14 protein-coding genes are annotated in these 23,833 nt (G+C 74.6%); 6 read left to right on the forward strand and 8 right to left on the reverse strand.

Annotated elements, in window-relative coordinates; translation table 11 throughout:
* Nucleotide 1: 1 nt before the first annotated feature.
* The 3 genes from V6V16_RS06910 to V6V16_RS06920 are packed head-to-tail and all read right to left on the reverse strand — an operon-like array spanning nt 2 to nt 10,463.
* A complete protein-coding gene (locus tag V6V16_RS06910) occupies nt 2–1,036 on the reverse strand; it encodes a MupA/Atu3671 family FMN-dependent luciferase-like monooxygenase (RefSeq protein WP_334560604.1) in 1,035 nt (344 codons plus the stop codon).
* Nucleotides 1,033–7,944 carry an amino acid adenylation domain-containing protein gene (locus tag V6V16_RS06915; protein ID WP_334560605.1) on the reverse strand — a complete coding sequence of 2,304 codons (6,912 nt, stop codon included), beginning with the start codon at nt 7,942–7,944 and terminating at the stop codon, nt 1,033–1,035. Before V6V16_RS06915 ends, V6V16_RS06910 begins: the two co-directional genes overlap by 4 nt.
* Complete coding sequence (locus V6V16_RS06920) at nt 7,941–10,463, reverse strand: beta-ketoacyl synthase N-terminal-like domain-containing protein (RefSeq protein ID WP_334560606.1); 2,523 nt, start codon at nt 10,461–10,463, stop codon at nt 7,941–7,943. The genes V6V16_RS06915 and V6V16_RS06920 overlap by 4 nt, the downstream gene beginning before the upstream one ends.
* A 686-nt stretch (nt 10,464–11,149) precedes the next feature.
* Here V6V16_RS06920 and V6V16_RS06925 point away from each other — a divergent pair.
* From V6V16_RS06925 to rph, 4 genes are all read left to right on the forward strand, one after another.
* Nucleotides 11,150–12,397 carry a hypothetical protein gene (locus V6V16_RS06925; protein ID WP_334560607.1) on the forward strand — a complete coding sequence of 416 codons (1,248 nt, stop codon included), beginning with the start codon at nt 11,150–11,152 and terminating at the stop codon, nt 12,395–12,397.
* Nucleotides 12,394–13,254, forward strand: a complete 861-nt coding sequence (locus tag V6V16_RS06930; RefSeq protein WP_334560609.1) for a hypothetical protein — start codon at nt 12,394–12,396, stop codon at nt 13,252–13,254. Before V6V16_RS06925 ends, V6V16_RS06930 begins: the two co-directional genes overlap by 4 nt.
* Nucleotides 13,255–13,345: 91 nt before the next feature.
* On the forward strand, nt 13,346–14,239 hold the full coding sequence (locus V6V16_RS06935; RefSeq protein WP_334560611.1) for an SGNH/GDSL hydrolase family protein: 894 nt from the start codon (nt 13,346–13,348) through the stop codon (nt 14,237–14,239).
* A gap of 581 nt (nt 14,240–14,820) precedes the next feature.
* Nucleotides 14,821–17,418 carry a rifamycin-inactivating phosphotransferase gene (rph, locus tag V6V16_RS06940; protein ID WP_334560613.1) on the forward strand — a complete coding sequence of 866 codons (2,598 nt, stop codon included), beginning with the start codon at nt 14,821–14,823 and terminating at the stop codon, nt 17,416–17,418.
* Nucleotides 17,419–17,518: 100 nt separating this feature from the next.
* Here the strand turns inward: rph and V6V16_RS06945 are convergent, their stop codons facing one another.
* The gene (locus V6V16_RS06945; protein ID WP_334560614.1) at nt 17,519–18,163 is read right to left on the reverse strand and encodes a dihydrofolate reductase family protein; all 645 of its coding nucleotides are present in this window, start codon (nt 18,161–18,163) and stop codon (nt 17,519–17,521) included.
* Nucleotides 18,164–18,514: 351 nt separating this feature from the next.
* Between V6V16_RS06945 and V6V16_RS06950 the strand changes: the two genes are divergently transcribed.
* A complete protein-coding gene (locus V6V16_RS06950; RefSeq protein WP_334560616.1) occupies nt 18,515–18,949 on the forward strand; it encodes a VOC family protein in 435 nt (144 codons plus the stop codon).
* Between the two features lie 175 nt (nt 18,950–19,124).
* Here the strand turns inward: V6V16_RS06950 and V6V16_RS06955 are convergent, their stop codons facing one another.
* A complete protein-coding gene (locus V6V16_RS06955) occupies nt 19,125–20,327 on the reverse strand; it encodes an erythromycin esterase family protein (RefSeq protein WP_334560617.1) in 1,203 nt (400 codons plus the stop codon).
* Between the two features lie 59 nt (nt 20,328–20,386).
* Between V6V16_RS06955 and V6V16_RS06960 the strand changes: the two genes are divergently transcribed.
* Nucleotides 20,387–21,109, forward strand: a complete 723-nt coding sequence (locus tag V6V16_RS06960; RefSeq protein WP_334560619.1) for a TioE family transcriptional regulator — start codon at nt 20,387–20,389, stop codon at nt 21,107–21,109.
* A gap of 38 nt (nt 21,110–21,147) precedes the next feature.
* Here the strand turns inward: V6V16_RS06960 and V6V16_RS06965 are convergent, their stop codons facing one another.
* From V6V16_RS06965 to V6V16_RS06975, 3 genes are all read right to left on the reverse strand, one after another.
* The gene (locus V6V16_RS06965) at nt 21,148–21,654 is read right to left on the reverse strand and encodes a GNAT family N-acetyltransferase (protein WP_334560621.1); all 507 of its coding nucleotides are present in this window, start codon (nt 21,652–21,654) and stop codon (nt 21,148–21,150) included.
* Between the two features lie 178 nt (nt 21,655–21,832).
* The gene (locus V6V16_RS06970; RefSeq protein ID WP_334560623.1) at nt 21,833–22,651 is read right to left on the reverse strand and encodes a formate/nitrite transporter family protein; all 819 of its coding nucleotides are present in this window, start codon (nt 22,649–22,651) and stop codon (nt 21,833–21,835) included.
* Nucleotides 22,652–22,780: 129 nt separating this feature from the next.
* Entirely contained in the window at nt 22,781–23,611 is an 831-nt protein-coding gene (locus tag V6V16_RS06975) for a siderophore-interacting protein (protein WP_334560624.1), read from the reverse strand.
* Nucleotides 23,612–23,833 lie beyond the last annotated feature (222 nt).

A 23,833-nucleotide genomic window follows, 5' to 3' on the forward strand; every position in this document is an offset into this window, starting at 1 on the left:
GTCACAAGCCGGCGCAGCGGGCCTTGAGCGCGGCCAGCCCGTGCAGGCCGCGCAGCACGTCGTCCGTGCCGACCCCGAAGTCGACCAGGCAGGCGAGCTCGTCCACACCCAGGTCGGCGGCTCGCTCGACCAGCGGCACGCAGCTGTCGACCGAGCCGATCAGGCAGCGCTCGCCGACGAACTGCTGGAAGGAGTGCTCCAGCAGCTCGTCGAGTTCGGCCGGGGACAGCTCGTCGACAGCGGGCGAACCCGGCCGGTTGACCGCGAACAGATCCATCGAGGTACGCATGTACGCCGTCATGGGCGCGCGGGACACGGCGACCGCCTCCTCCACCGACGGCGCCACGAAGGTGTGCACCATGAGCGCCACCCGCTCAGCGCCGGCGTCGTGGCCGTGCCGCTCCATGGCGTCGCCGTACTCGGCGAGGTTGGCCTCCAGCCGGTCGAACGACTGGCCCAGCAGGTGGGTCAGCACGCCGACGCCCAACTCGCCGGCGAGCGAGAAGGTCGACGGCGATCCCGCGGCGGTCATCCACAACGGCGGTGCCGGCTGCACCGGCCTCGGGTAGCTGCGGACCTCGACGACCTGCCCGGCCGGGTCCGTACGCGGGACCGACCCGCCCGCCCATAACCGGGTGAACTCGGCGATCGCGGCGCGCATGTTGCTCCGGCGGTCGGCGAAGCGCTGCGGCGCGAGCACGAAGTCGCGCGGGTTCCAGCCGGACGCGAAGGCGAGCCCGGCCCGGCCCCCCGAGAGCTGGTCCACCATCGACCACTCCTCGGCCACCCGCAGGGGATCGTGCAGCGGCAGGACCACGCTGCCCGCGCGGACCCGCACGGACCGGGTGGCGGCGGCGACCGCGGCGGCCGTGACCGCCGGGTTGGCGAACGGCGCGCCGAACTCGTGGAAGTGCCGCTCCGGCGTCCAGACCGCCTCGAATCCGTGGGCGTCGGCGAAGCGGGCCGCCTCGATCAGCAGACGGTACTGTTCGGCGGCGTCGTCGCCGCTGGCGAAGAAGAAGACGCTGAACTTCATGCGGGGCTCCCTTGCGGCAGGGGGGCGTCGGGGTCGAACACGATCGCGTAGAGCGCCTCGCGGTAGGCGTCGAGCACCGCGGGCCCGCCGGTCCGCCGGGCGACGACCTGGAACGACTCGGTCGAGTCGTACACCGCGAAGTGCAGGCGCAGCTCGGGGTCGAGCGGGTCGGGACCGACCGGAACCAGGGTCGCCGTGCCGAGTCGGGCAGGGCCGCGCCCGGCGCGGGCGTAGTTGAACACCACCGGCGGCCCGAGGTGGCCGCCGGGCGCCGTGGCGCGGGCCGCGTCCGCCAACGGCAGCGTCCGCAGCTCGAACAGCTCGTCGACGAGGATGCGGACGTCGGCCAGCAGCTCGCCCGCGGAGAGCCGCGGCCGCACCGCGATCCGCAACGGGACGACGGTGGCGAAGCCGCCGACGGTGGCGTCGAGTTCGGGCCCGGTCCGGCCGTCCATGGGTACGGCGAGCACGGCCTCCCCGCCACCGCCCAGGCGGGCCTGCGCGGCGGCGAACGCGGCCAGGTGGACGGTGAACGGCGTGACCCGCAGCTCGCCACAGACCCGGCGGATCGCCGACTGGAGCGCCGCGCGGGGCGCCCAGACGCAGCGCGCGACCGGCACCGCCGCGGCTGCCGCTGCCGAGGGAACGTCGTTCGGCGGCGCGTCCCAGCCGCCCCGGGCCAGCACCTCGCGAGCCCGCGCGACCGGCGCGTGCGGCCCGACGCGCCAGCTCAGGTGACGCAGGAAACCGTCGTCCTCGCCGCCGAGCGCCGCCGGGGCGTCGTACGCCGTGACCAGCTCGTCCAGGAGGACGGCCAGACCGCGCCCGTCCAGCACGGCCTTGTGCAGGGTGAGCCCGAGCAGGCTGCGCCCCCGGCCGGCCCGCACCAGCACCAGTCGGACCGGGGGACTGGTGCTCAGGTCCAGCGGCTCGGCCTGGAGCAGGTCGTGGAGTGCGTCGGGGTCGTCGGGGCCGTCCATCCGGCGCAGTTCGGCCGCCTCGGTGGCGAGCACGAGCCGCCGGTCCACCCAGCGCAGCCGCAGCGCCGCCTGCCGCCGCAGCACGGCGTCCAGGGCCCGCCGCAGGCGTACCGGGTCCACCGGGCCGTCGGCCTGGTAGACGAAGGTCTTCTGGTGCGCCGGGTGCGGCGTCGATCCCAGCCACGCCAGCGCGGGCGGGGGCGCCTGCGGCAGCACGGCGGCGGGCAGTTCGACGCCGGTCGACGGGGTCCGCTCGCCACCGCCGCGGGCCTCCACCAGCTCCGCGACGGCGGCAGGGGTGCTGGCGCGGAGGAACTCCGGCACGCTCAGGGCGATGCCGAACTCCGTACGCAGCCGGTGGATCAGCGTGGTCGCCAGCAGGGAATGGCCGCCGGCCTCGAAGAAGTCGTCGTCCCCGCCGAGCCCCGGCCGATCCAGGATCTCCCGGAACAGCGCGAGGACGCGCTGCGGGAAGCCGCTGTCGGCGGGGCTGGTGGGCAGGCCGGCCCGTGCCACCGGTGGGGGCAGCCGGGCGGTGTCGACCTTGCCGTTGGCGTTGACCGGGAGCGCGGGCAGGGGCGTGAACGACGCCGGGACCATGTACGACGGCAGGTCCTCGCGCAGCCGCTCGCGCAGCCGGGCGACGGTCGGCTCGGGCGGCCCGTCGAGGACCAGGTACGCGTGCAGCGTACGGTCGCCCTCGTCGCCGCGCACGACGACCGCGACGTCCGTCACCTCCGGTGAGCGCCGCAGCGCGGTCTCCACCTCGTCCAGCTCCACCCGGAAGCCGCGGATCTTGACCTGCTGGTCGGCCCGGCCCAGGAACAGCAGCTCTCCCGAGGGGAGCAGCCGGGCCCGGTCGCCGCTGCGGTAGCTGCGCGCCCCGCCCGGCCCCTCGCCCCCGAAGCGGCCCGCGGCCGGGCCGGCGTCGCCCAGGTAGCCGGTGGCCACGCACGCGCCGGCGATGACCAGCTCGCCGACGCTGCCGCGGGGCACGTCCACTCCGTCCTCGTCGACGATGCGCAGCGCGACGTTGTCGATCGGGCGGCCGATCGGCGCGTACCGGGGCCAGTCCGCCGGCGCCCCGCCGAACCGGTAGGACGTGACCACGTGGGTCTCGGCCGGACCGTAGTTGTTGATCAACGCGCAGCCGGGCAGCCCCGTGAAGAACGCGACCAGGGACTCGCCGACACGCAACTGCTCACCGGTCGAGGCGATCTCGCCCAGCGATGCCAGCATGGCGCGGTCGGCCGCGGGACGGGCCGCCAGCGCGTGCAGCAGCGACACCGGCAGGATCGCCTTGCCCACCTGGTGTTCGGCGATGAAGCGCAGCAGCAGGTCGTGGTCGTGCTTGACCTCGTCGGTCGCGATGTGCAGGGAGCCCCCGGCGCAGAGGGCGGCGAAGGTCTCGTGGAAGGCCGCGTCGAAACCGAAGGAGGCCAGTTGCAGGAACCGCACGGGTCGGGTCAGGCCCCCGGTCTCCCAGTGGATCAGGTTGGCCAGCGCCGCGTGCGGGAAGCGGATCCCCTTCGGCCGTCCGGTGGTGCCGCTGGTGTAGGTCAGATAGGCCCCGGCGTCGCCGGGGGCGTCGTCCCCGGGCAGGCGTCCGGGCCGGCGCCCGGCCACCGCCGGCTCCGACAGGTCGTACCGGTCCAGGCCCGCGGTGACGTCGAGGGTCTCCGCGGAGTCGACGCACACGACACGCGCCCCGCAGTCCGCCAGAATCGCCGCGGTCCGCCGGGGCGGGTGGTTAAGGTCGACCGGCGCCGGGGTCGCGCCCGCGCGCAGCACGCCGAGCAGGGCGCAGACCGCCGGCAGCTCGCGGCGCATCGCGATCGCGACCACGTCGCCCCGGACGACCCCGCGCCGGTGCAGCTCCTGCGCGATGCCGCCGGAGACCTCGGCCAGGTCGCGATACGTCGACGACCTCACCCCGTCGGTCACCGCCAGCTTGTCGGGGTGTCGCGCCGCGGCGTCGAGGAACCACGCGTGGACGGGCCCCGCCGGCACCGTGGCGCGCGGCCCGGTGAGGGCCGCGGCCGAGCGGGCACGCGCCGACGGCGGCTCGACCGGCAGGTCGCGCAACCGGGCGTCGGGCCTGGCCAGCGCCTCGCGGATGACGGTGCGCAGCATCTGCACCCAGCCGGCGACGGTCTGCTCCGCGAAGACGTCGGCGTGCAGCAGCCGGGCGCCGACGCCGCCGTCGGTCAGCCACCAGTCCAGCTGGAGGTCCATCGGGCTGCCGCCGGTGTCGAACGGCACCGCCTCCACGGTGAGCCCGGCCGGACCGTCGGGCCGCGACGACGCGGTGTCGAGCATGTTGAACAGCACCTGGCACAACGGGGTCTCGGACGTCTGCCGGGCACCCCGCATCGACCTGACCAGCACCTCGAACGGGATGTCCTGGTTGTCCAGACCGTCGCGCTGGGCGCGGGCCGTGCGGCGGACCAACGAGCGGAAGTCGTCGTCCGGCCGCACCCGCAGCCGCAGCGGCAGGGTGTTGACGAAGTTGCCGATGAGGTGCTCGGTCTCCGGTCGGTGCCGGCCGGAGACGGGCACCCCCACCACGACCTCGCGCGCCCCGGCCACCCGGCTGAGGAACAGCCCGAACGCCGCCAGCATGACCGCGAACGGGGTGGCACCCTCCTGCCCGGCGAGGCGGCGCAGTCCGTCGTCGACGCCGGCGAGCCTGAACCCGCGCCGGCCGCCCCGGAACGACGGCGTCGCGCCGCGCGGGCGGTCGGCGGGCAGCTCCAGCGCCTCGGGCGCGCCGCGCAGCTCCCCGGTCCAGTAGGCGAGCTGGCGCGCCGCCTCGGCGGAGTCGAGCCAGCGGTTCTCGGCGCGTACGTGGGCGAGGAACACCCCGTCGATCGGCACCAGGTCGGCCGGCGCGCCACCGGTGCGCTGCTCGTAGTACGCGTACAGGTCGCGCAGGAAGATGCCGGTGGAGCGGGCGTCGGCGAACATGTGGTGCACCGCCACGGCCAGTACGTGCCGCCGGCTGTCCGTGCGCAGGAGCCGGGCGGTCATGGGCGGCCCGTCCAGGGCGATGGGCGCGTCGAGCAGCGCCGTGATCGCGTCCTGCAGTTCCTGCTCGCTGCCGCAGTCGACCACCGGCATCGGCACCGGACCGGCGGGCACCACCTGCTGCACGGGTCCGTCCGAGGTCTCCGTGACGGCCAGGCGCAGGCTCTCGTGTCGGCGGACCACGTCGCCGACGGCGGCACGCAGCGCCTCGACGTCGAGCGGACCGCGCAGGTCGGCCAGGATCGGCACGTGGTAGGCCTCGGCGGCACCGGGCAGCTGGGACAGGAAGTGGAACCGCCGCTGCAACGCGGTCAGCGGCACCGGTCCCCGCACCGGGCCGGTACCAACGTCCGCCTCCGCCGCGACAGGCACGGAGGCGGCGGTCCGGATGAGCGCCGCCAGGGTACGGGGGGTGGGGGCGGCCATGAACGAGCCGAGGCGGACGTCCACGCCCGCGAGCGATCGGGCGCGCGCGACCACCCGCAGCGCGGCCAGCGAGTCACCGCCGACGGCGAACAGGGAATCGTCGGCACTGGTGGCCGCCCGGCCGAGCACGTCCGCGAAGACCGCCAGGGCGGTGTCGAGCGGGTCCGCGGCCACGGTCGCGGGGGCCGTGTCGCCGGCTACGGGCGTCGTTGGCGCGGTCGCCGGTGCGGGGGTCACCTCGTCGCCGCCGGGCGCGGAGAGCCAGTGCCGCTCGCGGCGGAACGGATGTCCGGGCACGGTGACGACCGCGCCGGGCTCGGCCGGTCCCGGTTCGTCGAGGACGCCGGTCACCCAGGCGAGGGCCATGGCGGCCCGCAGGGAGTCGAGGTCCGGCTCGGCCGCGCCCACGGAGACCGCGTACGGGAAGAGCGCCTCCGGCAGCGGGCCGGCGCCGGGGCCGGGCACGAGGTCGACCACCGCGTCCACCCGTGGTGGAAGGGTGCGACGCCCCGGCGCGGGCGGGGCACCGGCCAGCAGGGCGACGAGGTCCGGGGTCTGCCCCGCGGCGTGGAACTGGTTGCCGTCGGCGTCGTAGCAGGCGACGGCGGCGGGACGGACGGTCAGACCCGTCGCGGCGGCGGCGGGGGTGGCCCCACGGGCCAGCCGGCTGACGGCCTCGACGCCGTCCGGGTACGTCAGGACTCCGGCCAGCACCGCCGCGACCGCCGCGGTGTCCCTGTCGGAGACGACGGCGCTGACCGCGAGGTGGTGACGCTGCCAGACGTGTACGAACGCCAACGCGACCGCGGCGGGCGTGCCGAGCGCCACCAGGTCGCGTACCGGTCCCGCCACGGAGAGCCGCTCGATCAGCGCGGCCGAGGTCGTTCCGTCGGTGCGGGCGGAGCGCACCCGCACGGCCGCTCCGCGTCCGTCCGTCGCCGCGCGCAGGGACTCCAGCTCGCCCCCCGGGTGCCGGACGAGCACGCGGCGCAGGCGGTGCCGCAGGTGACCGCGGCGCAGGGTGTGCGCGGTGTCGCGAGCTGCCTCGGCGTCGGCCCCGGCGAGCACGGCCCGCAGCCGCGCCTCGACCGCGTCCAGATCCTCGACCCGGCGCGCGGTGAAGGGGACCACGATCGGCGCGGCGGTGGCCGGCGGCGCCGGGGCCGGGGCCGGGGCCGGTGGTGACTCCACCAGCAGGTGGACGTTGGTGCCACCGACCCCGAACGAGCTCACCGCCGCGATGCGGCGCGCGGCGGGCCACGGGGTGCCGACCGCGCAGACACGGAACGGGCTGCCGGCGAAGTCGATGTGCGGGTTGGTCCGCTCGGCGTACAGCGAGGCCGGGATGAAGCCGTGCCGGACGGCCAGGACCGCCTTCGCCAGACCGGCCGGGCCCGACGCGGAGTCGAGGTGGCCGATGTTCGACTTCACCGAGCCGACCAGGCAGGTTCCGGTGCTGGCGGTGCTGCCCCGGAACGCCTCCGTCAGGCCGGCGATCTCGATCGGGTCACCCAGGGCCGTGCCGGTGCCGTGCGCCTCGACGTAACCGATCTCGCCCGCGTCGATGCCGGCGAGCCGGTGCACCCGGCGGATCAGGGCCGCCTGTCCGGCGGCGCTGGGCGCGGTGTAACCGGTCTTGGCGCCCCCGTCGTTGTTGATCCCACTGCCGCGGATGACGGCCAGCACCCGGTCGCCCTCCGTCAGGGCGTCCTCCAGCCGCCGGAGCACGAACAGCACGACGCCGCTGGCGAAGACGGTCCCGTTCGCGTCGGCCGAGAACGGCCGACACAGCCCGTCGGGCGAGGCGATGCCCCCCTCGACGTACGAGTAGCCGGAATCGGTCGGCTTGATGCTCACCCCGCCCGCTATCGCGGCGTCGGCCTCGTAGTCGACCAGTGCCCGGCACGCCTGGTGGATCGCGGCCAGGCCCGACGAGCAGGCGCAGTCGACCGCGACACTCGGCCCGGTCAGGCCCAGCCGGTAGGACACCTGGGTCGCGGCGAATCCCCGGTCGTTGCCCATCAGAACGCGGTGCCACCCGAGGCGCCGCACGGACGACCCCTCCGGCAGCACGTGGTGCAGCAGGTAGTCGGAGTGGTTCATGCCGACGAAGACGCCGATGTCGCCCCGGACGCGAGCCGGGTCGATCGCGGCGTCCTCGAGGGCGCGTACCGACGTCTCCAGCAGGAGACGCTGCTGCGGGTCGGTGGCCGCGCACTCGGCCGGTGTCAGCCCGAAGTACTCGCCGTCGAACAGCGCCGGGTCGGCGAACCGCTTGCGACGCGCCACGTGGTCGGGACCGGCGCCCGCGGCCTGGTCGGCGGGGACCTCCTCGACCGGGTCGACACCGTCGCACAGCAGGCGCCAGAACTCCTCGACCGAGTCGGCGCCGGGCACCCGACAGGCCATCCCGACCACGGCGACCGCCGACAGGTCCTCGTCGTCGGCGCCGGGGTCAGCCTGGTCGGCGGTCACAGTTCGACCGTCTCGGCGTCGTCCTGCGCGCGGTCGGAGCGCATCCGGCTGTAAAGCGCCGACAGCCGCACCTGGGCGGCGACCCGTTCGGTCATCTCGGCCAGGGTCTCGGACTCCAGCAGGTCGGTGAGGGTGCACCGGACACGGAGCCGGTCCAGGATCCGGGCGAGCATGCGGGCGGCGAGGATCGAGTGGCCGCCGAGATCGAAGAACCGGTCGTCGGGGGAGACCTCGTCGACGCCGAGCAGCTCACACCAGATCTCCGCCATCTCGGCGGCGACGTCCACGTCGGCCGGTTCCGCCCGCGCCGCGTCGATCCTCGCGGCCGTCGGCTCCGCCGCGGGGGCGCCCGCGTCGAGGAGCCAGTGCCGGTGCGGCTCGAACGCGATCGGAAGGCGGGCCCGCGGCCCGTCGGGCAGCGGGCGCAGCGCGGCCCAGTCGACGTCGGCGCCGGCCTCCCAGCAGGAGGCGAGCAGCCGCAGCAGGGACCCCCAGTCGGCGAGCGCGTCGGCCAGCGGCAGCGCGGCCGGATCGTCGGGGCGTTCGAGCAGCCCCATGAAGCCGCAGCGGGACTCCTCGGCCAGGTCGTCGGGCGACGGCGGGGCCCCCGCCATGAGCACGATCCCGCTGTGGCGCAGCACGACGTCACAGCTCAGCGGCGCCGGGTCGGCCACGGTGAGAGCCGCCGCGACGGACTCGGCGATGTCGTCGCAGCGGGTGAGGTCGCCGCCGTCGGCGACCAGGCGCATGCCCTCGACGTGCAGGCGGGCGCACTCCGCCGCCACCGACGGCGACACCGAGCCGGCCGCGGCGAGGGCGAGGAAGGCTCCGACCCCGGCCCCGGTCAGGCTGTCCGCCCGCACGCCGAGGCGGGCCAGCGTCTCGATCAACCGCAGCGGGGCGGGTGCGGCCGACGGGGCGGCCCCGAGGCGACCCAGCACCGCGTCGGCCGGATCGAGCGTGTCGGGCAGGGCGAGCACGATGCTCTTGGGCGGCGTCGGGACGGGCCGGGCCGGGCCGAAGGCGGCCGCGACCTCACCGTTGGTGGCCACCACGGCGGCCTGCCGGAACTGCCGGAACGCCTTGCGGCGGGCGAGGGTGGCCGCCAGCGCGGCAGGGGCCGAGTCGGAGGCGGCGACGGCTGTGCGGAGGGCGGTGAAGGCGGCCTGGGTGTGCGCCGAGACCGGCAGCACCCAGGCGGCGTCCTCGTCGACGGGAGCCCGGTCGCCGGCCTCGGGCGCCTGCTCGATGACGACATGGGCGTTGGTGCCACCGACGCCGAGCGAGGTGACCGCCGCCCGGCGCGGGCCGGGCACCGCGGGCCACGGACGGGCGGAGTCACTGACGTACAGCCCGGTGTCGTCGAGCCGGATGGCGGGGTTGAGGGTGCGGTGGCCGGGAGTCGGCGGGATGACCCCGTCCCGCACCGCGAGGACGGCCCGGATGAGCCCGGCGGCGCCGGCCGCCTCGTCGAGGTGCCCGATGGCCGACTTCACGCCAGCGACGGCGCAGGGACCCGTCGCGCCGAGGCGGGCCCTTGCCTCGACCAGCGCGGCCATCTCGACCGGGTCGCCCAGCGGGGTGCCGGTGCCGTGGGCCTCCACGTAGGAGATCGACCCGGCGTCGACCGCCGCCTCGGCCAGCGCGGCGACGATGACCTCGCGCTGCCCCCGCACGCTGGGCGCGGCGAAGCTGAGCCGGTCGGCGCCGTCGTTGTTGAGCGCCGAGCCCCGGATCACGGCGTGGACCCTGTCGCCGTCGCGTCGGGCGTCGGCGAGGCGTTTGAGCACCACCACGCCGGCCCCGCTGCCGGGCACCGTGCCGTCCGCGGCGGCGTCGAAGGGGCGGCACCGGCCGGAGGAGGACATGACGCCCCCGTCGCGGCGGAGGTAGCCGTGGCTGTCCGGCAAGGCGATGGAGACGGCGCCGGCGAGGGCCAGTTCGCAGTCGCCGGCCGCAAGGGCGCGCCGGGCCACGTGCACCGCGGCCAGCGAGGTCGAGCACATGGAACTGACGTAGACGCTGGGGCCGTGCAGGTCGAGGTGGTAGGAGACGAGCAGGGGCAGCGCGGCGGGCACGTCCCAGGGCAGCCGGGGCTCGCCGGCGTCGGCGGGGCGACGCGCGGCGTAGCGGTTCTCGCCGGCCCCGGCGAAGACACCGACGGACCGCGTGACGGCGCCGCACCAGCCGGCGTCGTCCAGTGCGCGTACCGCCTCCTGGAGGAACACCCGGTGCTGCGGGTCCATCGACGCCGCGTCGGCGGGGGCGATGCCGAAGTACGCGGCGTCGAACCGATCGATCCCGTCCAGCAGGCCCGCCGTCGGCACGTACTCGGGTTGGCTGCGCAGCGAGTCGGCGACGCCGCGCTCGGCCTGGCCCGCGGCGTCGAGGGTGCTGGTCGCGATCTCGTCGGCGAAGGCGATCCGGGCGAACCCCTCGACGTCGTCGGCGGCGGGGAACCGGCAGGCCATGCCGATGATCGCCACGTCGGTTCGGTGCGGGCTCCCGGTTCCAGCCATGTCGGTCGGTACCTCTCCAGGTGGTTCCGCATCGTCCGGCTCAGCCGCCGTCCGCGGATGGGTGGACAGGGTCGGAGGTCGAGTCACTTCGGCGGGCCGGGCGGCAGCCCGCGGTCGCCGGCGCGACGCGGGCGGCCACGGCGCGGGTGCGGGGGTGGGCGCGCCGACGGACCTCCCGCCGGTCGGTCGGCGCCGTCACCGCGCGTTCGCGGCCGCGTGCACCTGATCGATCCCGGCTCCGGACACGGCGCACCCGGCGACACCTCCCCGTGGCGCGTCGACCAGTTCTCACAACGCCGGGCTGCGAATTCCCGGGGGAATCTAGCCGACGAATGTCGGGACGCGGAACGCCATGTGATATTTGACACAGCATATGTGTCAATGTGTATCCGTTTCCCCGACTGTCGGGTGACACCGATTTGCGTCGACGCCGGTCAAAGTAATGTCCTTCATTGCCGGACTGGCCGGCGCGAATTCGAATCCGGGCGGCCGGCCTGCGGCCCGCGGCCCGACGAGGAATCGAACCGGACCGCGATTGGCACCCAGGCGCGCCCGGCAGCCGGCGCGGAGCCGGCCTCGGCGGCGGCGGGTCGGCGCGCCGCGCCCACCGACCCGGCCGGTGCGCCGGCCGACCGGATGGCCGTCATCGATAGGATTCCCCACGGTGCCGTCCATCGGGGGTGAGCATGAGTGACCGGGCCGTCGGCGGCTTCCAGCCCGTGACGCCTCCCGCCGGCCCCGGTCGGCCCGGGCCGACCGCCGCGGGCGGCGTCGACGCCCTCTGGGTCGGCGGGCTCGTGCTGGCGGCCGTGGGTGGTGCGCTCGCGCTGGCCGGTCTCACGCTGCCGTGGGCAGCCGTCACGCCGGCCTCGCGGGGCGGCTCGGGATACGTCACCCAGCTCTCCGACCTCCATCCCTTCGCGGCGCCGATGGCGGCTCTCGTGCTGATCGTCGTCGGAGTCGGCGTCGCGCTCAGTTTCGCGTCGGTCGGCCGGCTGTCGTCGTACCTCTGGTTTCCCTACTCGCTGGTCGCGGCCACCGGGGCGGTGGCCGCTCTCTTCCTGACCGTCCACCTCGTCAAGGGAGCGACCCTGCTGGTGCGGGAGCCGGTCACCCACCTGCCGGAGCGGGTGACCGTGGGCGACGTGCTCCCGTCGACGGGCTGCCTGCTCTACGCCGTGGGCCTGAGCCTGGTGGCGTGCGGGCTGGGCGGTTCCAGCCGGTCGCGGCGGGAACTCGAACTTCTCGACGTCCCGGCCGGCGTCGGCACGCTGCTGCGGAGGGCGCGAGGAATCGCCTTCCCGGCCAGCGTCGTGCTCGCGGTCGTCGGGGCGGTCACCTCCGCGGTGTCGCCCTGGTACCGGTCCGTGCCGGGGCTCGACGGCTCGACCGAGCTCGACCCGCTCGGGCCCGACCGCGGCGACGTCCAGTTGTGGATCACCGCCTACCGCGCCGGCCTGGTCGCCTGCCTGGTGCTCACCGTGCTCGCACTGCTCGCGCCCGGCGCGGCACGATGGCTGCGGCGTACGGGGCAGACCGTGGCGGCCGCCGTCACCGTGGGCCTGATGTTGGGATACCTGCTTCTGTGGCGGCCGCTGCACCTGACGGCCCAGGCCGGGCACGAGTACGGCGTCCTGGCGCCGGGTGTCGGCCACGGGCTCGGCATCCTGACGATGGTCGCCGTGGCGCTCAGCCTCGCCCTGATGCCCACCCACCCGTTCCGGGCCGAGCGGCCGGTCGCGGCTGGTCCGGCGCCCGCCGCGAGCGCGGTGCCCGGAGCCGGCATGCCGAACGACGCCCTCGTGGCCGCCCTGCTGGCGGCGGCCGCGGCCCTCAGCGCCACCGCGGACCCGCCGACGGTGGCCGCGGAGCAGCCCGCCGAACCGGACCTGCCGGCGGCGGAGCCGCCCACCCTCGAACGGGGGCCGCGATGACCAGAACGCGATCCGGTGGCCGTCGCAACCGGCGCCCCGGCCGGCCGGCCCCGCAACCGGCGACGCAGCCGAGCGGCGAGGAGGAGAAGGCGACGGGCTGGGCGCAGCTGTCCCGGGGCACCAAGGCCCTGGCCGCGCTGGTGGCCACGACCGCCATCGCCACCGTCGTCCCCGGTGTGATCCCGTACGTCTCCGATCGCGCGCTGGACGTGTTCGGCGCGCCACTGGTGCACGTCGACACGGAGTTCGGGCCCCCGGAAGGCGCTGTCTACCTGGCTGCGGCCGAGGCGGTCGCCGCGGAGCCCACGGAGCCGCTGCGGGACTCCCGGTTCGTGCCGGCCGGTCACTCCCGGACGAAACTCACCCTGGAGGGCCGGCGCAGCGCCGGCATCGCGCTGCTCGACATGACGGTGGAGGTCGTGGCGCGCGATCCCGTGCGGGCCGGCACCCTGTACGCCATACCTCCACAGGGGGACGCGGAGAACGGCGCGATGGAGCTGAACCTCGACGCGGCGATCCCGGTGACGACCACGGTCGGGAGCGGCACGCCGTACTTCGCGGCCAAGCGCGTCACGCTGGCCCGGGGCGAGGTCTGGGCGGGCACCGTGCTGTCGCGCACCACCCGCTGCGAGTGCGCCTGGCGCCTGCGCCTGAAGCTGCGGTACCGGGGGAACCAGCACGAGATGGTCGTCCCGCCGGTCGACCGCGCGCCGTTCCGGATGACCGGGTTCGCCGGCGAGCTCGGCGACTACGCGGTGCAGTACGTCTGGAACCCTGACGGCATCGCCCGCCTCGACTGTGCCCGCGACCGGAAGGCGTGTGCCGCCACGGACCTTCCCCCCGTCGGGCGGCGGTAGGGCCCTCGGCAGTAACAATCATCGATATTGACGGTCGACGGCGGGCGGGGACAGAATCACGGCACCCACCATGATCCCGCTGGGAGATGCCATGACCCGTCCCCGCCTGCCGTTGCTCCGGGCAGCCAGCCGGCTGGCCGCGTTCGCCGCAGCCACCGCCGGTGTGCTGTTCGCCTTCGCCGTACCGGCCAACGCCGCCGTCCCCACCGGCCGCTACGTGGCGCTGGGCGACTCGTACACCTCCGGCCCGCTGATCCCCACCCAGGTCGACCTGAACTGCCTGCGGTCCAACCGCAACTACCCGTCGCTGATCGCCGCCTCCGTAGGCTCGTCGTCGTTCGCCGACGTGAGCTGCTCCGGCGCCACCACCGACGACATCCTCAACGGCGGCAGCGGCCAGCTGGGCATCTCGCTGCCGCCGCAGCTCAGCGCGGTCAACGCCGGCACCAGCCTGGTCACCGTGCAGATCGGCGGCAACGACATCGGCTTCTCCGGCATCATCACCGACTGCGCGCAGGCGAGCCTGAGCAGTCCGCTCGGCTCGCCCTGCAAGAACCGGTACACCGCCGGAGGCGTCGACCAGCTGCGGGCCAGGATCGCCGCCACCGTACCGAAGGTGACCGCCGTGTTGCAGGCGGTCCGTCGGGCCGCCCCCGACGCCCGGGTCGTGGTGCTCGGCTACCCGGCGATCCTGCCGGACAGCGGTTACGGCTGCTGGCCGGTGGTCCCGATCGCCTACCAGGACGTGCCGTACCTGCGCGGCGTCCAGAAGGCCCTGAACACCATGCTCGCCAACGCCGCGGCCGCGAACAACGCCAGCTACGCCGACGTCTACACCCCGTCGGTCGGCCGCGACACCTGCAAGAGCAGCGGCACCCGGTGGGTCGAAGGGCTGATCCCGCAGAATGCCGCCGCTCCGTTCCACCCCAACGCCAGGGGTGAGCAGGGCATGGCCGACGCGCTGCTGGCCGCGCTGAACAACTGACGGCGGCCCCCGCCGGCGCGGGTCCGGGCGGCACCCCTCGTGGGCCGCCACCCGGGTCCCGCGCCGGATGAGCCCGACGACGAGGAGCGCGGCGGCCGACCGACGTGCGGCCGGGTCGGCCTGAGACAACGGGGTTCGTAGCCGCGTTCTCCGGCTCACCACGCCCGTCCGCCACGGCCATCGCGGCGACCGCGCCCGGGCCCTGCCCGCCCGGACCCGACAGCGGCCGGTCCGGCACCCGTGCGGAGCCCGGCACGCTGCGGCCGGTCGTCGAAGGATCGCCACCCGCGACGGACGACACAAGAAAAGGCAAGGAGATGCACTCCCTGCCACCTCTAACGTATAGCGCACCGGGGGGCTTGCGGCAAGACCCCGTTCCTGCCGCAGAATCGGCGGCCGGACACGGCACCGACGAGGAACGGGGGCCACGACGTGGGTGTGTCGTCGATGCACGGAGGACGCGGAGGCCTGCGACCGCTGACGGGGGCGTGCCCCGCGAGAGGTTCGGCGCCGCTCGCCGCGCCGGTGATCCGATCGGCCGGTGCGGTGCGGGGGAGCACGGCCGCCGCGGAGGTTTCGCGGTGACCGAGCCGTACGTGTTGGATCTTCGAGAGGTCGACGAGACGCAGGTCGCGGTCGTCGGCGGCAAGGCCGCGCACCTGGGCGGGCTGTCGCGGATCGAGGGCATCCGGGTGCCGGCCGGGTTCTGCGTGACGACTGCCGCCTTCCGGCGCGTCATGGCGCAGGCGCCGTCGATCGACGAGCGCCTCGGAGAGCTGTCGCGCCTGAGCCTGGACGACCGGGAGGCGATCCGTACGCTCAGCGCGGAGATCCGCCGGACCGTCGAAGGGATCGCCGTGCCGGGCGACGTGGCGGCGGCGATCACCGGCGCGCTAGCCCGGTTCGGTGAGGGGGGCGCCTACGCCGTGCGCTCCAGCGCGACGGCGGAGGACCTGCCGACGGCCTCCTTCGCGGGCCAGCAGGACACGTACCTGAACGTCGTGGGGCCGGCGGCGATCCTCCGGAACGTCAGCCGGTGCTGGGCGTCGCTCTTCACCGAGCGGGCCGTGACCTACCGCCTGCGCAACGGCATCGGCCACCGTGGGGTCGAGCTGGCCGTGGTCGTGCAGCAGATGGTCCTCCCGGACGCGGCCGGCGTCCTGTTCACCGCCGACCCCGTCACGGGCAACCGGAGGGTCGCCACCGTGGACGCCAGCTTCGGCCTCGGCGAGGCCCTGGTTTCCGGCCTGGTGAACCCGGACGTGTTCAGGGTGCGCGACGGCGAGGTCGTCGCCGAAACGGTCGCCGTCAAGCGGCGTGCCGTTCACGCCCTGCCGACCGGCGGGACGCGGGAGGTGGCGGTCGACCCGCAGCGGCAGGAGCAGCCGGCGCTCACGGCGGCGCAGGCCGTACGGCTGGTGCGGCTCGGCCGGCGGATCGAAGCGCGCTTCGGCCGTCCGCAGGACATCGAATGGTGCCTGGTCGACGACGACTTCCAGATCGTGCAGAGCCGGCCGATCACCACGCTCTTCCCCGTTCCCGCGGCCCCGGACCGGGAGAACCGCGTCTACGTCTCCGTCGGTCACCAGCAGATGATGACCGACGCCATGAAGCCCCTGGGCGTCTCGATGTGGCGGCTGACGGCCATGGTGCCGATGCACGAGGCCGGTGGGAGGCTGTTCGTCGACGTCACCCAGCGCCTGGCCTCGCCCGCGAGCCGCGCCGGCCTCCTGGACGCCATGGGCAGGGGCGATCCGCTGATCAGGGACGCGCTGGAAACGGTCCTCGACCGCGGCGACCTCGTCCCGACGCTCCCGGAGGCCGGCCCCGGCGGGCCGCCGGCCGTCGGCGGATCCGCCCTGATCGAGGCCGATCCGGCCATCGTCACCGAGCTGATCGAGCGCAGCCAGGCGTCCGTCGCCGCCCTGCGGCGCGACATCCGGACGAAGACCGGACCGGCGCTGTTCGACTTCCTGCTGGAGGCCTTCCAGGAGCAGAAGCGGGCCGTCGGTGATCCGGCGAGCATGCAGGTGATCATGGCGGGGATGGAGGCCACCTGGTGGCTCAACGACCAGCTGCGAAAATGGCTGGGCGAGAAGAACGCGGCCGACACGCTCACGCTCTCCGCCCCCGGCAACGTGACGTCGGAGATGGGACTGGCGCTGCTCGACGTCGCGGACGTGATCCGTCCGCACCCGGAGGTGGTGGCGTTCCTGCGGGGCGTCGAGGACGACGGCTTCCTGGCCGAGCTGCCGAAGCTTCCGGGCGGGACCGAGGCGCGCGACGCCATCGAGGCATACCTCGACCGGTACGGCATGCGCTGCGCCGGCGAGATCGACATCACGAGGCCGCGCTGGAGAGAACGTCCCTCCATGCTCGTGCCCCTGATCCTCGACAACGTCAGGCACTTCGCGCCGGGCGCCGCCCGCCGGCGCTTCGAACAGGGGCGACAGCAGGCGCGCAAGAAGAAGGAGGACCTGCTGGAACGCCTGCGGGCCCTGCCGGACGGGGCGCGCAAGGCCGACGAGGCCGAGCGGATGATCGACCGCGTCCGGACCTTCATCGGCTACCGGGAGTACCCGAAGTACGACATCGTCAGCCGCTACCTCGTCTACAAGCAGGCCCTGCTGGAGGAGGCCGAGCGCCTCGTGCGGGCCGGCGTGCTCGCGGAGCGGGAGGACGCCTTCTACCTCACGTTCCAGGAGCTCCACGACGTCGCGCGCGGCAGCCGGTTGGACGACCAGCTCGTCCGGCGGCGCAAGGACGCGTTCCGGTCGTACCGTGCGCTCACGCCGCCCCGGGTGCTGACGTCGGAGGGCGAGGCGATCGCCGGGGCGTACCGACGCGACGACGTGCCGACCGGCGCCCTGATCGGCCTGCCCGTCTCCGCCGGGACCGTCGAGGGGCGCGCCCGCGTCGTCCCGGACATGGCCCAGGCTCGTCTCGAACCGGGTGACATCCTCGTCACGGCCCACACGGACCCGAGCTGGACGCCCCTCTTCGTCGCCGTCACCGGCCTGGTGACGGAGGTCGGAGGGCTGATGACACACGGCGCGGTCATCGCGCGGGAGTACGGCCTGCCGGCCGTCGTCGGCGTGGCGGATGCCACCCGGCTGATTCCCGACGGGCGGCGGATCCGCGTGCACGGTAGCGACGGGTACGTCGAGATCCTGCCCTGACCACCACCCACGTCGGCACCTGGAACCGCCCGCGCGGTGGCGGACGCCGACCCCGCGGACGCCGACCCGACGGGACGGACCCGCCTGGCGCGAAGCGGCTTCAGCCGTCGCGGCCGGCACCTCGACCGGGTGCGCTCATGTCCCCCGTCCCGGGCGTGCCGTCGGCGAGCCCGTAGCGCAGGTACACCGTGCCACGCGGGCTGGCCACCGGCGGTTCGAGGAGCCTGACGTTCATGGGCACCGCGCCGCCCTCGAACACCTTCTTCCCTACGCCGAGCACGATCGGGTACACCCAGAGGTCGAGACGGTCGAAGAGCTTCTCGCGCAGGAGGGTCTGCACCAGGTGCAGGCTCCCGACGACCTTCACGTGCTCGTGCCGGTCACGGATCTCGCGCACCGCGCCGGCCAGGTCCGGGCCGAGCTGCGTGGACCCGGCCCACGAGAGGTCGGGCCGGCCGCGGGAGGCCACGTACTTCGGGACGCTGTTGAAGAGCGCGGCGATCTCCCTGTCCTCGCCGTCCTCCTGGTGCGGCCAGTGGGCGGCGAAGATCTCGTACGTCCGCCGGCCGAGCAGGAGGGCGTCCGTGCCCTCGTACGCGGCACCGACCTGCGCCCCGGTCACCTCGTCCAGCATGGGTGCCTGCCAGCCGCCGAACGGGAACCCGACCGGGTCCTCATCGGGGCCGCCGGGCGCCTGCCCGACGAGGTCGAGGGTGGTGAACAGCTCGATGTGGATGAGGCCCATGCCCTGCTCCCGATGAGTTGGTTTGTCCCGGCCCGGGCGGACCGGTGGACCCACCGCCGCGACGGCGCCGGGCTTGGTGCCTGTCCCACAACCGTGCCGATCACTCGACCGGCACGTGGCGACCGGTCCCGCGGCGCGCGGCCTGGCGCACCGCTCACGCCACCGGGCCGGGGCGGCACACCACCACCCACCATAGATCACGGATCCGTCCAAAGTGGGTAGCTGCGCCGCGTCCGGAGGCACCGGCGTGAGCCACGGCTGTGGTCGTCCGACACCGGTGTCCACGACGGGGGGGGACGGCCAGGGCGGGGCGGGCCCGTGCGGGAGCGGTAGCTCCCCTATGGTGGACCGATGGCGTCGGTCAAGCAGGTTCAGATCACCTTCGACTGCGAGGAACCCGAGCGCGTCGCTCGCTTCTGGTGCGAGGTGCTGGGGTACGTCGTACCGCCGCCACCGCCGGGGTTCGCCAGCTGGGGCGACTTCGATCGCGCCCTGCCGCTCGAGCGGCAGGGGTCGGCGTTCGCATGCGTCGACCCCTCGGGTGCGGGCCCGCGACTGTTCTTCCAGCGGGTTCCCGAAGGCAAGGTGGTCAAGAACCGGCTGCACCTCGACGTGCGGGTCGGCACCGGCCTCGTGGGTGCGGAGCGCCTGGCCGCACTCGAGGCCGAGTGCGCCCGACTGGTCGCGCTCGGCGCGGTACGCGTGCGGCTGCTCGCCGCCGACGGCGTGAACGAGTCGTGCCTCGTGATGCAGGACGTCGAGGGCAACGAGTTCTGTCTCGACTGAGTAACCGCGAACCACCTCGGCCGGGCCCGACCGGGACCCGGTGCGGGCTGCCGGGGCGGCGACTGTCCAGAGCACGCGGCGTGCCGCCCCGGTACCCGTTGTGCTGCCCGCTCCGGGGGCCGTCAGTGGCGTCGACGCTCCGCCGGGCCGCCGGGAACTCGGCAGGGAGCGCACATCATCGCGCCGGGACGTCCCTGACGAACACGATCCCGTCGCAGCTGGCCAGGTGGGCCGGGTCCAACGGGGCGTAGCCGAACCAGGGCGACACCCGGCGCGCGGGCGGCGCGTCGCCGAGGACGGCGGCCAGCCGGCGGGCGTCGACGACGTAGCGCTCCTCCGGCAGCGCATACAGCAGCCCCTCGACGGTGTCCGGAGGCGGGGCGCCCACCCCCTGGTGGCGGATCGTGCCGAGGGCGGTGGCCAGGAAGGCGTACCCGTCGCCCAGGTGGGCGCCGACGATCGCGCCGGCGCTCCACCACTCCAGCGGCAGGTCGCCCATCCGCATCCCGCTCTTGTCCCGCTGGAGGTGGCCGTTGTGGGCGTGCACCAGTGCCGGGCCCCGCTCGGCGAGGGCGAGCAGGTTGGCGGCCATCATCGAGTCCCGCACGGCGAGCAGGCGCGCCAGGCGGCTCGGTGACGTGTCGGCCATCCAGAAGTGATAGCGCAGGAGGCCGGTGGCGGTGCGCCCGTACAGGCGTGCCCGGTGCCAGTCCTCCCGGGAGGACGCCGCGACCAGCTGGGGTGTCTGCGCGTCGAGCAGCGCCACCAGGTCGTCGGCGAGCAGCCGCAGCTGCCTGGCCCCGGGGGTCTGCCCCACGGACCGGGACGGGTCCGTCATCGCGGCGGGGTTCGTCCAGCGCTCGTCGGCGCCGAGCAGCCGGTCGAGCGTGTCGGCGGCACAGGGGAGCAGGTCGGCGTCGGCCCAGGCGGTGAGGTAGGCGTGCAGGGCGGTGAGGGCCCGCCGAGGGCTCGCGGCGTGGGTGATCTCCAGCGGGCCGTCGAAACCGGCGAACCGCAGCCGCTCCGACGACGGCCGGCCGTCGTTGTACGCGCGCATCCAGCGCACCAGCTCGCGGTTTCCGGGCAGGGCGCCCCACCCGTGGCTGAAGCCGCGTTCCATGACCTCGTCGAGGGAGCCCGCGCCGGACGTGACGTGGTCGTCCACGGCCAGGCCGGCCAGGCAGTCGCTCTCGATGGCGATCGTCCGGTAGCCCTCCTGGTCGACGAGCTGCCGGAAGAGTTCGTTGCGCACGTCGAGCAGCGGGTCCTCGCCGTGGGTGGGCTCGCCCAGGGCGAGCAGCCGCGGTCGGGTCGGGAGCAGCCGCATGACGGTCGCGGCCTCGACGGGGTGGGCGGTGTCCTTGGTACCAGCAGTCATTCCCTCAACGGTATCGTTGAACTCTCGGTTGAGACTTTCCGCGCGACGGTGGCAGGGCAGTGGGGCGAAACCTTCAAGACGGTGGGCGGCTCAGGCCGGTCGACCTGGCGCGCGGGCACGGCCTGTCCACCCAGGCGGTCAGGAACTACGAGGCGGCCGGCATCCTGCCGGTCGCCGAACGCACCCGGCACGGATATCGCACCTACACGCCGCTGCACGCGCTGGCCCTGCGCGCGTTTCTCGCGCTCGTGCCAGGACACGGCCACGCAACGGCCACCTCGATCATGCAGGCCGTCAATCGGGGCACGCCGGAGGACGCGCTCCGGCTCGTCGACGAGAGTCACGCCCGACTGCTCGACGACCGCCGTACCCTCCAGGCCGTCGAAGCCGCGCTTCGCGACCTCGATCCGGTACGGCGGCAGCGCGGCGACACGTTCGTCGGCCCGCTGTCGCGGCGGCTCGGCATCCGCCCGGCGACGCTACGCAAATGGGAACGCGCCAGCCTGGTCCAGCCGCGCCGCGACCCGCGGACGGGCTACCGGCTCTACAGCGAGGCGGACGTCCGCGACGCCCTGCTGGCCCACCAGCTCAGGCGGGGTGGCTACCTGCTGGAGCAGATCGCCCCGCTGATCGCCCAGGTCCGCGCCGCCGGCGGCGTCGCACCGCTGGAGTCGATGCTGCGCGACTGGCGCGCCCGCCTCTCGGCCAGGGGCCGCGCCATGCTGGCCGGCGCCGCCGCGTTGGACGCCTACCTCGACCGCCGCCCTGATCCGTCCGGATGACGAACGGGCCCGCTGGCCGCGACGATCCCGGGGTGCCGTCAGGCGGGTGGCGGAGCGACCAGACTCTTTGCCATGACGTGCTCCCGCCGTACGCCGTCGGGCATGAGGTCACCGCGCTCGCCCGTGTCGTGGAAGCCGTGGCGCCGGTAGAGCGCCCAGGCGTTCTCGTTGCCCTCCGCCACGGCCAACCGCAGCGTCTGCGAGCCCGACTGTCGAGCCCACTGCTCGATCGCCCGTACGAGGTGGTCGCCCACGCCCCGGCCGCGTCCCACCGGCGCCACGTACATCGAGATCAGCTCGACGACGCCGTCCTGTGCGGTCGGCACCCCGCTGGCCATCCCGACCGGCTGCCCGTCGAGCACGGCCAGGACGTTGTAGGAGCCGGGAAGGGCCAGTCGGCCGCGCCAGCGTTCCTCGCGGTCGCCGTCGCCCTGCCAGTCCGCCAGTCGGGAACCGAACGCGTACGCCGACTCCGTCAGTGCGGCGAGCCGCAGCTCTCGCCACGTCCGCCAGTCGTCCCCGCTGAGCACCCGCGTCTCGATCATGCGATGAAGGCTGCCGCAGGCCAAGGGGAGCAGGCAACCCGGTATCCGGTGCGCCGCGACGCAGGCACGCACGACCCGCCGCGTGGCCCGACCCTCGCCCGGCGGGTCAGCCGAACCGTCACGGCCGTCGCGGGCCGGCCCGCTCGCTGACGGACCGGTCGGTCACCCACCAAGGCCCTCAGCGGTTGCGGGCGCGCTCTTCGGCCAGCTGGTGCGGCACCCGGGCCAGGCGGAGGAAGGCGACCAGGCCGACCCCGCCGACGACGTTGCCCAGCACCGACCAGCCGAGGGCGCCGAGCCAGTCCAGGTAGCCGAACGGGGCCCGGCCGGCGGTGAGCGCGGCGAACATCAGGATCGAGTCGAGCACGCTGTGGAAGAGTTCCCCGCCGGCGAGCAGCGCGCCGAAGAGCAGCGCCGGCACCAGCCGTACGCCGAGGCTCTCGGTGGAGTGCTGCATCCGGGTCATCAGGGTGATCACCATGCCGGCGAGCACGGCCAGGGTGAACGAGCGCAGGTTCACGCCCAGGGTGGCGAAGTGGGTGCCGGAGGAGGTGGCGACCTCCCGCAGCTGGGGCAGCGCGCGGGTGATCAGCCAGGCCACGAGCCACCCGCCCAGCAGGTTGCCGGCCAGCGTGACGGTCCAGAGCCGACCCAGGGCGGAGAGCGAGTTCCGGCGGGCGGCGACCGCGGTCACCGGCACCAGGAAGTTCTCGGTGAACAGCTCGCTGCGGGCCAGCAGCAGGGCCACGAACCCGATGCCGAAGGCGAGCCCGGCGAGCAGCTTCTGCCCGGTGGCCGCCAGGACCAGCAGGTAGGCCAGGACCCCGGTGCCCACGTCGATCCCGCCGAGCAGGCCGGTGACGATCAGCGCCGGCCAGGGTCGGGCGAGTCGGACGTCGCCCTCCTCGACCAGCCGGTCGAACGCCTGCGCCACCTCCGGTTCCGCGGTACGCGGCGGGCCGGCCCGGTGGCCGGGGGCGTCGCGGTGCTGGCTCATCCTGCCTTCTGCCCGCTCAGGCGGCGGGTACTCCTGCCTCCGGTCGGCGGCTGCGGCCCACCGTGCCGGGACGCGACCGCCCGCCGGGAAGGCGCGGGTCGACCGGCTCGGTGACCTCGGTCCGGTGGGTCACGACGGCGGGGGTGTCGAGCCGCGGGCCGCTCGGTGCGGGGCGGTCTTCCAGTAGCCGCCGAAGTAGACGCGCTCCTTGGCGACGCCGCGTTCGACGCAGAGGTGGCGGCGCACGGTCGTGACCATGGCGGACTCGCCGATGACGAAGGCGTACGGCGTGCCGGCCGGAAACGCCAGCTCGCGCAGCGCCCGGATCACCACGTCGCCGCGGCCCGCCGGGGTGCCGCCCCGGTGCAGCCAGGTCAGCGTGACACCGGCCGGGGCGCGTACGTCGATCTCGTGCTCCGCGGAGTCCACCTCGATCAGCGCGATCGCCCGCGCGTCCGGCGCCATGGCCTCGACGGCCGCGGTGATCGCCGGGATGGCGGTCTCGTCGCCGACCAGCAACTGCCACTCGGTGTCGGCGGGCGGGGCGTACCAGGCGCGGTCGCTGAACACGCCGATCCGGTCGCCGGGCGCGGCCCGCAGCGCCCAGGCGGAGGCCGGCCCGCAGTCGCCGTGGAGCACGAAGTCGATGTCCAGCTCACGCCGCTCGACGTCCAGGCGCCGGACGGTGTAGTTGCGGACCACCGGCCGCTTCTCCGCCGGCATGGCCTGCACGGCGGGCCACCACTGCGCCGAGTCCGGCAGGTGCAGCTCGGCGTCCGGTGCCGGGGCGAGGAAGATCCGCACCAGGTGGTCCGGCCCGTCGTAGCCGAAGTGGTCGATCTCCGCCGCGGTGAGGGTGATCCGCCGCAGGTGCGGCGAGAGGTGGCGGGTGGCGACGACCTCGGCGAGCATCGGGCGTCGGATGGCCGGGGCCTCGACGAGAGTGGTGCCGATGGTCATGGCGTCGCTCCTTACGGCTCGGTGAGCCAACCTCCGGCTCCGACTTAGGGTAGCCAAACCTGAGTCGTTTCGAGGACGCGCCCCACGGGATCGAAGGCTGGTGATGCCGCAGGTGGCGGGCCCGTCGAGCGTCCGGCGGGCCGCCGGTGATCTTTCCTTCTCGGCGAGGGGTGGGGCGGGGCGACCCGGCCGGGCGGCGGCGATCATGGTCGACTTATGGTG

The organism is Micromonospora sp. CPCC 205561 (genome assembly GCF_036906775.1).
Taxonomy (GTDB): domain Bacteria; phylum Actinomycetota; class Actinomycetes; order Mycobacteriales; family Micromonosporaceae; genus Micromonospora.

What these genes read in the sequence shown, in the direction of transcription:
- V6V16_RS06910 (WP_334560604.1), bottom strand. Translation starts at nt 1,036, where the DNA reads ATGAAGTTCAGCGTCTTCTTCTTCGCCAGCGGCGACGACGCCGCCGAA.
- V6V16_RS06920 (WP_334560606.1), bottom strand. Translation starts at nt 10,463, where the DNA reads ATGGCTGGAACCGGGAGCCCGCACCGAACCGACGTGGCGATCATCGGC.
- V6V16_RS06925 (WP_334560607.1), top strand. Translation starts at nt 11,150, where the DNA reads ATGAGTGACCGGGCCGTCGGCGGCTTCCAGCCCGTGACGCCTCCCGCC.
- V6V16_RS06930 (WP_334560609.1), top strand. Translation starts at nt 12,394, where the DNA reads ATGACCAGAACGCGATCCGGTGGCCGTCGCAACCGGCGCCCCGGCCGG.
- V6V16_RS06935 (WP_334560611.1), top strand. Translation starts at nt 13,346, where the DNA reads ATGACCCGTCCCCGCCTGCCGTTGCTCCGGGCAGCCAGCCGGCTGGCC.
- V6V16_RS06945 (WP_334560614.1), bottom strand. Translation starts at nt 18,163, where the DNA reads ATGGGCCTCATCCACATCGAGCTGTTCACCACCCTCGACCTCGTCGGG.
- V6V16_RS06950 (WP_334560616.1), top strand. Translation starts at nt 18,515, where the DNA reads ATGGCGTCGGTCAAGCAGGTTCAGATCACCTTCGACTGCGAGGAACCC.
- V6V16_RS06955 (WP_334560617.1), bottom strand. Translation starts at nt 20,327, where the DNA reads ATGACTGCTGGTACCAAGGACACCGCCCACCCCGTCGAGGCCGCGACC.
- V6V16_RS06965 (WP_334560621.1), bottom strand. Translation starts at nt 21,654, where the DNA reads ATGATCGAGACGCGGGTGCTCAGCGGGGACGACTGGCGGACGTGGCGA.
- V6V16_RS06970 (WP_334560623.1), bottom strand. Translation starts at nt 22,651, where the DNA reads ATGAGCCAGCACCGCGACGCCCCCGGCCACCGGGCCGGCCCGCCGCGT.
- V6V16_RS06975 (WP_334560624.1), bottom strand. Translation starts at nt 23,611, where the DNA reads ATGACCATCGGCACCACTCTCGTCGAGGCCCCGGCCATCCGACGCCCG.